The 12483-nt window shown below is 70.2% G+C and carries 12 protein-coding genes; 7 read left to right on the top strand and 5 right to left on the bottom strand.

Annotated elements, in window-relative coordinates:
- Window positions 1–60: 60 nt before the first annotated feature.
- From M2163_RS29125 to M2163_RS29135, 3 genes are all read left to right on the top strand, one after another.
- Window positions 61–456, top strand: a complete 396-nt coding sequence (locus M2163_RS29125; RefSeq protein WP_280849906.1) for a helix-turn-helix domain-containing protein — start codon at window positions 61–63, stop codon at window positions 454–456.
- A 62-nt stretch (window positions 457–518) separates the two neighbouring features.
- Window positions 519–1016, top strand: coding sequence for a DUF6082 family protein (locus tag M2163_RS29130; protein ID WP_280849905.1), 498 nt, complete (start codon window positions 519–521; stop codon window positions 1014–1016).
- A gap of 25 nt (window positions 1017–1041) precedes the next feature.
- Window positions 1042–1299 carry a hypothetical protein gene (locus tag M2163_RS29135; RefSeq protein ID WP_280849904.1) on the top strand — a complete coding sequence of 86 codons (258 nt, stop codon included), beginning with the start codon at window positions 1042–1044 and terminating at the stop codon, window positions 1297–1299.
- A 55-nt stretch (window positions 1300–1354) separates the two neighbouring features.
- On the opposite strand, the gene M2163_RS29140 is transcribed toward M2163_RS29135, so the two are convergent.
- The 5 genes from M2163_RS29140 to M2163_RS29160 all read right to left on the bottom strand — a co-directional run bounded on the left by M2163_RS29140 (window position 1355) and on the right by M2163_RS29160 (window position 8300).
- Window positions 1355–2434 carry a 2-oxoacid:ferredoxin oxidoreductase subunit beta gene (locus M2163_RS29140; protein ID WP_280849903.1) on the bottom strand — a complete coding sequence of 360 codons (1080 nt, stop codon included), beginning with the start codon at window positions 2432–2434 and terminating at the stop codon, window positions 1355–1357.
- The gene (locus tag M2163_RS29145) at window positions 2427–4355 is read right to left on the bottom strand and encodes a 2-oxoacid:acceptor oxidoreductase subunit alpha (protein WP_280895468.1); all 1929 of its coding nucleotides are present in this window, start codon (window positions 4353–4355) and stop codon (window positions 2427–2429) included. The genes M2163_RS29140 and M2163_RS29145 overlap by 8 nt, the downstream gene beginning before the upstream one ends.
- A gap of 233 nt (window positions 4356–4588) precedes the next feature.
- On the bottom strand, window positions 4589–5293 hold the full coding sequence (locus M2163_RS29150) for a response regulator transcription factor (protein WP_280849901.1): 705 nt from the start codon (window positions 5291–5293) through the stop codon (window positions 4589–4591).
- A 314-nt stretch (window positions 5294–5607) separates the two neighbouring features.
- Window positions 5608–6951, bottom strand: coding sequence for a sensor histidine kinase (locus M2163_RS29155; RefSeq protein ID WP_280895469.1), 1344 nt, complete (start codon window positions 6949–6951; stop codon window positions 5608–5610).
- Window positions 6952–7076: 125 nt separating this feature from the next.
- Window positions 7077–8300, bottom strand: a complete 1224-nt coding sequence (locus tag M2163_RS29160) for a sensor histidine kinase (protein WP_280895470.1) — start codon at window positions 8298–8300, stop codon at window positions 7077–7079.
- A 230-nt stretch (window positions 8301–8530) separates the two neighbouring features.
- On the opposite strand from M2163_RS29160, the gene M2163_RS29165 reads away from it, so the two are divergent.
- From M2163_RS29165 to M2163_RS29180, 4 genes are read left to right on the top strand one after another with little or no spacing between them, the layout of a single operon-like run.
- Window positions 8531–8962: an NADH-quinone oxidoreductase subunit A gene (locus tag M2163_RS29165; RefSeq protein ID WP_280849898.1), complete on the top strand. Its 432-nt coding sequence runs from the start codon at window positions 8531–8533 to the stop codon at window positions 8960–8962.
- The gene (locus M2163_RS29170) at window positions 8953–9591 is read left to right on the top strand and encodes an NADH-quinone oxidoreductase subunit B (protein ID WP_280895471.1); all 639 of its coding nucleotides are present in this window, start codon (window positions 8953–8955) and stop codon (window positions 9589–9591) included. Before M2163_RS29165 ends, M2163_RS29170 begins: the two co-directional genes overlap by 10 nt.
- Window positions 9588–11516 carry an NADH-quinone oxidoreductase subunit C gene (locus tag M2163_RS29175; protein WP_280895472.1) on the top strand — a complete coding sequence of 643 codons (1929 nt, stop codon included), beginning with the start codon at window positions 9588–9590 and terminating at the stop codon, window positions 11514–11516. The genes M2163_RS29170 and M2163_RS29175 overlap by 4 nt, the downstream gene beginning before the upstream one ends.
- Window positions 11513–12481: a complex I subunit 1 family protein gene (locus M2163_RS29180; protein WP_280849895.1), complete on the top strand. Its 969-nt coding sequence runs from the start codon at window positions 11513–11515 to the stop codon at window positions 12479–12481. Before M2163_RS29175 ends, M2163_RS29180 begins: the two co-directional genes overlap by 4 nt.
- Window positions 12482–12483 lie beyond the last annotated feature (2 nt).

The raw sequence follows: 12483 nt of genomic DNA on the forward strand, positions 1-12483 counted from the left end.
ACTAACCCTAGAGGAGGCGCTAACTCTGCGAAAGTACCCACTTTGAAGTAAGGTACTGGCATGACGGTAAGTGCAGAGCGCGGTCTTCTGGAGGCGGCGGCATCGGGCGAGCAGATGTGCCCCCACCGCCTGGTCCTGGAACACGTGACGAGCCGCTGGGGCGTCCTGGTCCTGCTCCACCTCCTGGACCGCCCCCACCGCTTCAGCGAACTCCGCCGCGCGATCGGCCGGGTGAGCGAGAAGATGCTGACCCAGACACTCCAGACCCTGGAACGCGACGGCCTGGTCCACCGAGACGCCAAGCCGGTGATCCCACCCCGAGTCGACTACTCCCTCACCGACCTGGGCCACGAGGCAGCGGAACAGGTACGGGGACTGGCGGAGTGGACGGCACGGCGCATGGGAGCGGTCGAGGAGGCGCGCGAGGCGTACGACGCGAAGAGAATTCGCGCCTGAGCGCTCCCTTTTCACCATCGGTTCGAGCTTGCACGCTGGAGTTCGACCGATGGGGGGACGTCGTGACCGTGCCGAATGAGGAGGAGCTGGCGCCGAAGCTGCTTCAGCAGGTCGCCGACCAGCTCGGTCGTATGGCGGACGGATACGACAGGATCGCCACAGAGCTGCACCGGGCGAACTTGATCCGGCTGCGGGGCTTCTTCCTCGAGCGCCTGGACCGGGCGATCGACGACCCCGGCCTCGCGGACTCGCTGAGCACGGGCGAGTACGCCAACCTGTCTGATGAGAAACGTCGCCAGATGCTCAACGCGAACGCGCAGTACGGACTGATTCTGCTGGCTCACCAGATCGGATCCATCGACCGGAGCGCGCTCCTCGGGGACCTGAAGATTCTTCGCCGGAGTCCGAACTTCGCGGAGTACTGGGAACGCACGGCCGGTGCGCGCAGTTGCCTGGCCCCGGAGTCCTTCGAGGCCCGGGTCGGCAGAGCTGTCGACGCCATCATGGACGAACGTCCTGAGGACCTCGAAGAATGGTGGGTCGTGGCCCCGGACGACTGAGCGGGCCCTGGAGAGGGAGGCGCAGTTGGCCGATGAGTTCTCGTCACCTCGGATCACCAGGAGGCTCGGAGACCCGCCGGGTGTCAGGGGCAGCGCCACTGGCCAGACCTGCCCCGACCTCTTCGAGCTGAGCGACGGAAGCTTCGCGGTCATCGGCACCGACCGCACCGAAGAGCTGGACTCCCTGCTCCCGGCGGACGCCGCCCGTGCCGACTACGAGCGCATCGTCGTGATCACCCGCGACACCCTCCTCCGCGCCAAGCGGGACATCCCCGACGCATAACGGGAAGGGCCCGGAAGCCGAGTCGCCTCCGGGCCCTTCACGTGCCGTGTGCCGGTCAGCCGACCACCGTCCAGGTGTCGCCCCCGGCCAGCAGCGCCCCCAGATCCCCCTTGCCGTTCTGTTCGATCGCCGCGTCCAGCTGGTCCGACATCTGGGTGTCGTACACCGGGCGGTCCACCGAGCGGAAGACACCGATCGGGGTGTGGTGGAGCGTGTCCGGGTCGGCCAGGCGGGACAGGGCGAAGGCGGTCGTCGGGGACGGCGAGTGCGCGTCGTGGACCAGGATCTGCGACTCGTTCGACGGCGTCACCGGCACCACCTTCAGGTCACCCGTGGCCGGATCCCGGACCACGCCCTTCGACAGGTCCGCGCCGAAGCGGATCGGCTGCCCGTGCTCAAGGCGGATCACCGCCTCCTCCGCCTGCTGCTTGTCCTTGAGGGCCTCGAAGGCGCCGTCGTTGAAGATGTTGCAGTTCTGGTAGATCTCGATCAGCGCCGTACCGGGGTGGGCGGCGGCCTCCCGCAGCACCGACGTCAGGTGTTTGCGGTCCGAGTCGACCGTGCGCGCCACGAAGGACGCCTCCGCGCCGATCGCCAGGGACACCGGGTTGAAGGGCGCGTCCAGCGACCCCATCGGCGTCGACTTGGTGATCTTGCCGACCTCGGAGGTGGGGGAGTACTGCCCCTTCGTCAGCCCGTAGATCCGGTTGTTGAACAGCAGGATCTTGAGGTTCACGTTCCGGCGCAGGGCGTGGATCAGGTGGTTCCCGCCGATCGACAGCGCGTCACCGTCACCCGTCACCACCCACACCGACAGGTCCCGGCGCGAGGCGGCGAGGCCCGTCGCGATCGCCGGCGCCCGGCCGTGGATGGAGTGCATGCCGTAGGTGTTCATGTAGTACGGGAAGCGGGACGAGCAGCCGATGCCCGAGACGAAGACGATGTTCTCCTTGGCCAGCCCCAGCTCCGGCATGAAGCCCTGGACCGCCGCCAGGATCGCGTAGTCACCGCAGCCGGGGCACCAGCGGACCTCCTGGTCGCTCTTGAAGTCCTTCATGCTCTGGCGGCCCTCGGCCTTGGGGACCAGCGAGAGTGCCTCGATCGTGCCCGTGCCTTCCGTGGACGTCTCAGCCATCGATGGCCTCCTTCAGAGCCGTGGCGAGCTGCTCCGCCTTGAACGGCATGCCGTTGACCTGGTTGTAGCTGTGCGCGTCGACCAGGTACTTCGCCCGCACCAGCGTGGCGAGCTGCCCGAGGTTCATCTCGGGGATCACGACCTTGTCGTACGCCTTCAGCACCGCGCCCAGGTTGCGCGGGAAGGGGTTGAGGTGGCGCAGATGCGCCTGCGCGATCGACTCACCGGCCGTCCGCAGCCGCCGTACCGCCGCCGTGATGGGCCCGTACGTCGATCCCCAGCCCAGCACCAGCGTGCGCGCCTCGTGCGGATCGTCCACTTCCAGATCCGGTACGTCGATCCCGTCGATCTTGGCCTGGCGGGTACGGACCATGAAGTCGTGGTTGGCCGGGGCGTAGGAGATGTTCCCGGTCCCGTCCTCCTTCTCGATGCCGCCGATGCGGTGTTCGAGTCCGGGCGTGCCGGGCACCGCCCAGGGTCGGGCGAGGGTCTGCGGGTCGCGCTTGTAGGGCCAGAAGACCTCGGTGCCGTCATCCAGGGTGTGGTTGGGGCCCTGCGCGAACTGCACGGTGAGGTCCGGGAGTTCGTCCAGCTCCGGGATCCGCCACGGCTCGGAGCCGTTGGCCAGGTAGCCGTCCGAGAGCAGCATCACCGGGGTGCGGTAGGTCAGCGCGATCCGGGCCGCCTCCAGCGCCGCGTCGAAGCAGTCGGCCGGGGTGCAGGGGGCCACGATCGGCACCGGCGCCTCGCCGTTGCGCCCGAACATCGCCTGGAGGAGATCCGCCTGCTCGGTCTTGGTCGGCAGACCGGTGGACGGGCCGCCTCTCTGGATGTCGATCACCAGGAGCGGCAGCTCCAGGGAGACCGCGAGCCCGATGGTCTCCGACTTCAGCGCCACACCGGGGCCACTCGTGGTGGTGACGGCAAGGGACCCGCCGAAGGCCGCGCCCAGCGCCGCGCCGATGCCCGCGATCTCGTCCTCGGCCTGGAAGGTCCGTACGCCGAAGTTCTTGTGCTTGCTCAGCTCGTGCAGGATGTCCGAGGCCGGGGTGATGGGGTACGAGCCCAGGAACAACGGCAGGTCCGCCTGGCGGGACGCGGCGACCAGTCCGTAGGACAGCGCGAGGTTCCCGGAGATGTTGCGGTAGGTGCCGACCGGGAAGGCCTTGGTGGCCGGCGCGATCTCGTAGGAGACCGCGAAGTCCTCGGTGGTCTCGCCGAAGTTCCAGCCCGCCCGGTAGGCCGCCAGGTTCGCCTCGGCGATCTCCGGCTTCTTCGCGAACTTCGTCCGCAGGAACTTCTCCGTGCCCTCGGTGGGCCGGTGGTACATCCACGACAAGAGGCCGAGCGCGAACATGTTCTTGCTGCGCTCGGCCTCTTTGCGACTGAGGTCGAATTCCTTGAGGGCCTCGACGGTCAGCGTGGTCAGGGGGACCGGATGAAGGCTGTACCCGTCGAGCGATCCATCCTCCAGCGGCGAGGCCGCGTACCCCACTTTCTGCATCGCCCGTTTGGTGAACTCGTCCGTGTTGACGATGATCTCCGCACCGCGCGGCAGGTCGGCGATGTTGGCCTTGAGGGCGGCCGGGTTCATGGCCACGAGCACGTTCGGCGCGTCACCCGGGGTGAGGATGTCGTGGTCGGCGAAGTGGAGCTGGAAGGAGGAGACACCCGGCAGGGTTCCGGCAGGGGCCCGGATCTCGGCGGGGAAGTTGGGAAGGGTGGACAGGTCGTTGCCGAAGGACGCCGTCTCCGAGGTGAAACGGTCCCCGGTGAGCTGCATCCCGTCACCGGAGTCGCCCGCGAAACGAATGATCACCCGGTCGAGGCGGCGGACGTCCTTCACGCCTGCCTCTTTGCGCTGCTCTCCCACGACGGCTTCGTCGGCCTGCTCCGCTGGGCTGCTGACCTGACTGGTCACTGAACTGGACCTCCCTCGAGGCGGGGTTTCGGGAGCGGCCTTCCCGCAGACCTTCCCAGGATCAACCCTACGACCGCAGGGGTCGCCTTCCCTCGGCCATTCGCATGATGGACGCGGTTCTGAGACGGTTCGGCTCCCTGACTTGTCACCATGTGCACGCCCCCCGGCGCTTTCCTTGAAGACGCTCCCTGTGTTCCGGCGGTTCTCCCTTTTCCTGACACGGTGTCAGAAGCTCAAGAGTTCAGATAGGTGAGCACCGCCAGCACCCTGCGGTGGTCCCCGTCGCTCGGCGACAGCCCGAGCTTCAGGAAGATGTTGCTGACGTGCTTCTCCACGGCCCCGTCGCTCACGACGAGCTGCCGCGCGATCGCCGAGTTGGTGCGCCCCTCGGCCATCAGTCCCAGGACCTCGCGCTCCCGGGGCGTGAGATGGGCGAGCACGTCCTGCTTGCGGCTGCGTCCCAGCAGCTGAGCGACCACCTCCGGGTCGAGAGCGGTACCGCCCTCGGCCACCCGTACCACCGCGTCCACGAACTCACGCACCTCCGCGACCCGGTCCTTGAGCAGGTACCCCACCCCGCGGCTGGACCCGGCCAGCAGCTCGGTGGCGTACCGCTCCTCGACGTACTGCGACAGTACGAGTACCCCGAGACCGGGATGTTCCTTGCGCAGTTGTACGGCGGCTCGCACGCCCTCGTCCGTGTGGGTCGGGGGCATCCGCACATCGGCGACCACGACGTCGGGCAGCTCGCCCTGGGCGTCCAGCTCACCGATGGTCTTGATCAGTGCCTCCCCGTCGCCCACACCGGCCACGACGTCGTGCCCGCGGTCGGTCAGCAACCGGGTCAGGCCCTCCCTCAGCAGCACTGAATCCTCGGCGATGACCACCCGCACCCTGTCCTCCACGACTCTCGGCCCCCCAGCCCACTGCCAGCCCATCCGCTGGACATGTCCAGCATTCCAGCATTCGCATGCGCAGGGGTGCGGGCAACGGGATTAAGGGCCCCGGATACGAACAAAGGCCCGAGAGGACCGAGAGGACCGAGAGCACGGGACGACGCCGGTCCGGGCACTCCAGCCCGTCCGGCGTTTGAGGACGAGGCCCCTTCAGGGCCGATGGGGGTCTGGGGGCGCAGCCTCCAGGAGCAGGGCTGAAGGGGCGGGGTCGAAGGGACGGCAGCCCCTGGGGACGGGACGGGACGGGTAGGGGCGGCGGGGGCGAAAACCCCCACCGCCACCTCCCTCGGCGCCCGTCACACCCGCTCCCCCCGCCAGGGCAACTCCGCCGTCACCCGGGTCGGCCCCCCGACCGGCGAGTCCACCACCAGGATCCCGTCCACCGCGTCGAGTCGTTCCGCCAGCCCCGCGAGCGCGGACCCGGCGGACACGTCGGCACCGCCCACCCCGTTGTCCACGACCTGGAGCATGAGCCGGTTCTCCACCCGCCACACGTCGACCGCCGCGTACGTCGCCCGGGAGTGCTTGCTGATGTTCTGCAACAGCTCCGACACCGTGAAGTACGCGATCCCCTCGATCGCCGGCGCCGGCCGGGCCGGCAGATCCACCTCCACCTGCACCGGCACCGTGCACCGGGACGCCACCGCGGACAGCGCCGCGTCCAGCCCCCGGTCGGTCAGCACCGCCGGATGGATGCCCCGCGCCAGATCCCGCAGCTCCTGGAGCGCCGTCTTCACCTCGCCGTGCGCCTCGTCCACCATCCGCGCCGCCGCGGCCGGATCCTCCGTGAGCTTCTCCTTCGCCAGCCCCAGATCCATGGCCAGAGCCACCAGCCGGGCCTGGGCCCCGTCATGCAGATCCCGCTCGATCCGACGCAGGTCGGCGGCGGCCGTGTCGACCACGATCCCCCGGTCCGACTCCAGCTCCACCACCCGCGCCGACAGCCGGGTCGGCCCCAGCAGCCCGTGCACCATCACCCGGTCCACCGTCGTCAGCGCCCGCACGATCCACGGCGTGGCCAGCGTGAACAACAGCCCCACCAGCGCGGTCACGCCGATCTCGAAGGGGTTGTCCAGGTAGATGTGGTGGGTCTGGTCGCCGTAGAGCTGGAGCCCGTCCTGACCGACGTACGCCGGGAAGACCCAGAACCACAGCGGATACGTCAGCAGCGCCCAGCCGTACACCCAGAAGTTCACCGCGACGACGAAGGAGAACAGCGCCCACGGCAGGTGCACCACGGAGTACAGCAGCGTCCGCCACGACGTCCCGCTCTTGAGGACCGCCCCGATCCACGCCATGAACCCGGACTTCCGCATCCTGAGCGGTTCCGGATCGCCGACCTCCAGACCCAGCAGCCCCCGGGCCCGCGCCCGCTCCAGCGCCCCGAGCCCACGGCACCCGGCGAGACCGGCCGCGAAGACCGGGATGCCGAGGAAGGTCACGAGGAGGCCCGCGCCGAGCGAGATCATCGTGATGGCGTAGGTGAACATCAGGATGCTGATCGGCAGGCTCAGCAGCACATAGCCGAACTCCCGCCAGGTCCGTCCCTCGAACGGCGCCCGCAGCCCGGCCGGCACCCGGTGCCGCCGTACCGTCTCGGGGAACCCGAGCCCACTGTCGTACCCGTAGTCCGTGGCCATCGCCGTCGTCCTTCTTCTCTCGTCCCGCGCCTGTGGTGTCGTACCTCCACCCTGCTGGGCCGCAGCTCAACGGACCATGGAGGCCGTCGGCGTCTTGGAAGGGGGGTTTTCCCCACCCCCTTCCTCTACGGCCGCTCCGGGACCCGGTCCCGCCAGGGCAGCTCCGCCGTGACGACCGTCGGGCCGCCCGGCGGCGAGTCGATGACGAACAGCCCGTCGACCGCGTCGAGCCGCTCCGCGAGTCCGCGCATACCGGTGCCGCCGTCCAGCCGGGCGCCGCCGCGGCCGTCGTCCCACACCTGGATGAGCAGCCGGTCCTCCGCCCGCCACACGTCGACCGAGGCCGACCTGGCCCCGCTGTGCTTGCTGATGTTCTGGAGCAGCTCGGAGACGGTGAAGTAGGCGATCCCCTCGATCGCCTGCACCGGCCGCGCGTCCAGGTCGGCGGTCACCTTCACCGGGACCGTGCAGCGCGAGGCGACCGACGAGAGGGCGGCATCGAGCCCGCGGTCGGTCAGGACGGCCGGATGGATGCCCCGCGCCAGATCCCGCAGCTCCTGGAGCGCCAGCTTCACCTCGCCGTGCGCCTCCGCGACCATCGCCTGCGCGTACTCCGGGTCCTCCAGGAGCTTCTCCTTCGCCAGGCCGAGCCCCATGGCCAGGTTGACCAGCCGGGCCTGCGCCCCGTCGTGCAGATCGCGCTCGATACGCCGTAGATCGGCGGCGGCCGTGTCCACCACGACCCCCCGGTCCGACTCCAGTTCGGCGATACGGCGTTCCAGCTCGTCGGAGGGCGACAGCAGACCGCGCACCATCGCCCGGTCGACGTTGGCGAGGCCCCGCGCGATGAACGGCAGCACCGGCCACAGCACGAACAGCGACGTCAACGTGATCGTGAAGGTGAGCACGCCCCACGGCAGCCGGATGAAGTCGTACAGCACCGTCCGCCAGCCCACCGGGTCCTTCACCCCCAGCCACAGCTGGGCGAAGAAGCCGTTGCCGCCGTTCTTGGCGCGCCACGGCAGGGGGCTCGGCTCGTCCACCCGCACCCCGAGCAGCGCCCGGGCCCGCGCCCGCTCCAGCTTGCCCAGCTGCCGCGCGCCCAGCAGACCCGCCGCGAGCAGCGGAAGCCCGATCACCGTGACGGTCAGCCAGAAGCCGGTGAAGAGCACGGTCACGACGTAGGTGAAGCCGAGGATCGACACCGGGAGGTTCGCCAGGAGATGCGCGATCTCCTTCCAGGTGTGTGCGTCGAAGGCGAAACGGGCCGGCGGCGGCCGGCCGTCGTCGGATCCGCCGTCTCTGCCGGTGGTCACGGCACGGCTCAGGGACGAGTGGCGTTCGGTCATATGGGCTAGCGTGCCGCGCGAGACCGCCGCGCGCCATGAGGCGGACCGCCGCGGCGTGCTGGGGAAAACCCCACCTCGGACTTCCGGTCGGCTTTCGATGGGTGACGGGCTGCTTACCGTCCCTTTATCAGGGCCTAGACTCCCGTGCGTACAGATCGTCGAACAGTGTCGTCAGTTGTTCAGCCTGTTCAGCGTGGCTCAGCGTGTTCACAAGGGAGCGAGGGGCGGACGTGCCGGAACCGACCGTCGTCGATGCAGTCGATGCAACCGTCGTCGATCCGACCGTCGTCGCGGCGGACTACTTCCAGTCGTACTCGGTCGTCGGACTGCTCGCCGTCGTCGGTGTGCTGTTCGTCGCGGTCGCCTTCGGCGCCGGACGGCTGCTGCGACCCGTGGTCCCCACCCCCGAGAAACTGCTGACGTACGAGTGCGGAGTCGACCCCGTCGGCGAGGGCTGGGCCCACACCCAGGTCCGCTACTACGTCTACGCCTTCCTCTACGTCATCTTCGCCGTCGACTCGATCTTCCTGTTCCCGTGGGCCACGGTCTTCGCCGCCCCCGGCTACGGCGCGACGACCCTCGTCGAGATGTTCATCTTCCTCGGCTTCCTCGCCGTGGGGTTGCTGTACGCGTACAAGAAGGGTGTCCTGGCATGGACGTGAACCCTGCGACTGAGCCCGCTGTGCCCGCTGAGGCCGCTGAGGCCGTGCTGCTCCCGGAGCCGAAACGGCTGGGCGCCCTCGCCCGTCTCGCCCCCGAGCCGATGAAGGTGATCCTCAACTGGGGCCGCCGGTACTCCCTCTGGGTCTTCAACTTCGGCCTCGCCTGCTGCGCCATCGAGTTCATCGCCGCGTCCATGGCCCGTCACGACTTCATCCGCCTCGGCGTCATCCCCTTCGCCCCGGGCCCGCGCCAGGCCGACCTGATGGTCGTCTCCGGCACGGTCACCGACAAGATGGCACCGGCGGTGAAGCGCCTGTACGAACAGATGCCGGAGCCGAAGTACGTCATCTCCTTCGGCGCGTGCAGCAACTGCGGAGGCCCGTACTGGGACTCCTACTCCGTCACCAAGGGCGTCGACCAGATCATCCCCGTCGACGTCTACGTCCCCGGCTGCCCGCCCCGCCCCGAAGCCCTGCTCCAGGGCATCCTGAAGCTCCAGGAGAAGATCGCGCGCGAGTCGCTGGGGGAGCGGTACGGGACACCCGCCGCCCGCCCGTCGGCGGCAGCGCTGCAGAGCGGCCTGGTCAGGCCGCCGGCGCCCGCTCCGAGCGAGGGGGGCGCACAGTGACCGCCGTCGGCTGGCTGCCCGCCCCCGCCGAGGAACTCTTCGGCCCCGAGGCCACCGCCGAGGAGTCCTACGAGGTCCTGACGGTCGACGTCCCGCCCACGAGCTGGCTCACCGCCCTGCGTGTCGCCCGCGACGAACTGGGCTGCACCTACTTCGACTGGCTCAGCGCCGTCGACGAACCCGGCACCGGCTTCCGCGTGGCGGCTCACGTGGCGGCCCTCTCCCCGGTACGACGCCTGCTCCTGCGCACGACGGTCCCCCACGAGACCCCGGCCCTGCCCACCGCCGTCGACCTCTACGCGGGCGCCGCCTGGCACGAGCGCGAGACCCACGAAATGTTCGGGGTCACCTTCGAGGGTCACCCCTCCCTCGCCCACCTCCTCCTCCCGGAGACCTTCGAGGGCCACCCCCTCCGCAAGGACTTCGTCCTGGCCGCTCGCGTCGCCAAGGCCTGGCCCGGCGCCAAGGAACCGGGCGAGTCCGAACACGGTGGCCCCAAACGCCGCCAGATGCTCCCTCCAGGAGTCCCCGACCCGAACGAATGGGGCCCCCTCAAGGGCCAACTCCCCCCGGCCCCCACCCGCGGCCAGGCCCGCACCCCCTCAGAACGCCCGCCCCGATCCGCCGCCGACCGCCCGATTCGCCGATCCCGCTCAGCAGCAGAGGGCTCGACGAGCCAGGCGGCGGGGACGGGTGCGGCGGCGGGCACGGGTGCGGCGCCGGTGACGGGTGCGTCCGGGGTTGCTGGTCCTGGTCCTGGCCCGGGTCCGCGTCGGGCGCGTTCGGCTGCGGAGGGGTCGGTGAGTCAGGCGGAGGGGTCCGGGGGGTCCGGGAGTTCGGGCGCTGCGGGGGCGGGTCCGCGTCGGGCGCGTTCGGCTGCGGACGGGTCGGTGAGTCAGGCGGAGGTCTCCGGGGCATCCGGGAGTTCGGGCGCCACCGGGACCGGTCCACGTCGGCTGGGTGCGGGAGACGCGGGCTCGGCGAGCCGCACCGCGTCCGGGGCGACGGAGGATGCCGCCGCCACCCCGCAGAGCGATGTGCCCCGGCGTGCACCCTCCGCCGCTCAGGGTCCGGCCGGCCAGACCGCACCGAGGGCCGAGGGCACTGACGCCGGTGTCGGCGCGGACCCTGGTTCGGCGACCCCGGCGAGCGGCATGCCCGATCCGGAGACTCCGGCAACCGGCTCTTCCACGTCCCCGTCCTCACCCACATCCTCGTCGGCCGCTTCGGCGAAGGGATCACCGGCATCCGCCTCGGAGGCCCCGGCGCCGGACGCGCCAGCGCCCGCGTCGCAGACCCCGGCGTCGGACACGCCCGAACCCGCCTCGCAGACCCCGGCGTCGGACGCGCCCGCGGCTCAGCCCCCGGGAACGGCAGCGGGCCGTGCCCCGGCCGGCCCCCGTCGTGCACGGACCGCGTCGGGCGGTTCGGCGAGCCAGAGGGCCACCCCACCCGGCTCCGAGCCGTCGACCGACGACACGGAAACGAGCTCCGCACCGCGGAAGCCCCCCGCGGCTCCTCGCAGCCCGGACGCACCGTGGCACCACGCCCGCCCGGCCTTCGACGACCCGGAACCGAAGCGGACGCCCACCACCGAGGACACCGGAGTCTCCGAGCGCCCTTCCCCACCCGAGGACAGTGCGGCTGCCGAGCGCCCTGAAACCCCCGGCGGGCGCGGACCCTCCAAGGAGCCGACCACTCCGGAACCCTCAGCCCCGGAAGACACCGCGACCGGCGACGAACCCGCTGCCGGCCGAGGCCCCGAGCGCCGGGAGGAACCGACGGTCTCCGAGAAGCCCACGACCTCCGGCGAGGACGGGGCTCCTGAGGACTCCCAGACCTCCGCCCACCCCGAAGACCCCGACCCCGACACCGACACCGGCACCAACCCCGGTCCCGACAAGCCCGCAGGAGGCCCGCAGTGAACGACGCTCTCGACGTCGCCCTGCGACTCCTGATCGTCTTCGTCGTCTTCCTCACCTTCCCCCTGATCATCGGTCAGACCGAGCACAAGGTGATGGCCCACATGCAGGGCCGCCTGGGGCCCATGTACGCCGGCGGCTTCCACGGCTGGGCCCAACTCGTCGCGGACGGCGTGAAGTTCGCCCAGAAGGAAGACGTCGTACCCGCGGGCGCGGACCGCCGTGTCTTCCAACTCGCCCCCGCCGTCGCCCTCCTGCCCTATCTCCTCGTCCTCCTCGCCATCCCGATCGGCCCCGGCGAGGGCGCCGTCGGCGAGGTCGTCGACGCCGGCGTGTTCTTCGTGCTCGCCGTGATGGGCGTGGGTGTCCTCGGCTCCCTCATGGCCGGCTGGGCCTCCGCCAACAAGTTCTCCCTCCTCGGCGGACTGCGCACCGCCGCCCAGCTGCTCGCGTACGAACTCCCGATGCTCCTCACCGCCGCCTCGGTGGCGATGGCGGCCGGAACCGTCTCCCTCCCCGGCATCGTCGACGCCTTCCACTGGTGGTGGCTGCCCTGGCAGATCGTCGGCGCGATCGTCTTCTTCGTGGCCGGCCTCGCTGAACTCCAGCGACCCCCCTTCGACATGCCGGTCGCCGACTCGGAGATCATCTTCGGCGCCTACACCGAGTACACCGGCCTCCGCTTCGCCCTGTTCCTCCTCGCCGAGTACGCCGGAATCGTCGTCCTGTGCGGCCTGACCACCGTCCTTTTCCTGGGCGGCTGGCACGGTCCCTGGGGCGCCGACGGTCTCGGCTGGGTCTGGACCCTCCTCAAGACGGCCGTGCTCGCCTTCGTCGTCATCTGGCTCCGCGTGACCTACCCCCGTCTGCGTGAGGACCAGCTCCAGAAACTCTCCTGGACCCTCCTCGTCCCCCTCTCCCTCGCCCAGATCGCCCTCACCGGCATCGTCAAGGTGGTGATCCAGTAACC

The sequence above is a fragment of the Streptomyces sp. SAI-135 genome (assembly GCF_029893805.1).
Taxonomy (GTDB): Bacteria; Actinomycetota; Actinomycetes; order Streptomycetales; family Streptomycetaceae; genus Streptomyces.

Coding starts and splice junctions, on each gene's coding strand:
- M2163_RS29150 (WP_280849901.1), bottom strand. CDS start 5,293: ATGGGCTGGCAGTGGGCTGGGGGGCCGAGAGTCGTGGAGGACAGGGTG.
- M2163_RS29160 (WP_280895470.1), bottom strand. CDS start 8,300: ATGACCGAACGCCACTCGTCCCTGAGCCGTGCCGTGACCACCGGCAGA.
- M2163_RS29140 (WP_280849903.1), bottom strand. CDS start 2,434: ATGGCTGAGACGTCCACGGAAGGCACGGGCACGATCGAGGCACTCTCG.
- M2163_RS29155 (WP_280895469.1), bottom strand. CDS start 6,951: ATGGCCACGGACTACGGGTACGACAGTGGGCTCGGGTTCCCCGAGACG.
- M2163_RS29170 (WP_280895471.1), top strand. CDS start 8,953: ATGGACGTGAACCCTGCGACTGAGCCCGCTGTGCCCGCTGAGGCCGCT.
- M2163_RS29125 (WP_280849906.1), top strand. CDS start 61: ATGACGGTAAGTGCAGAGCGCGGTCTTCTGGAGGCGGCGGCATCGGGC.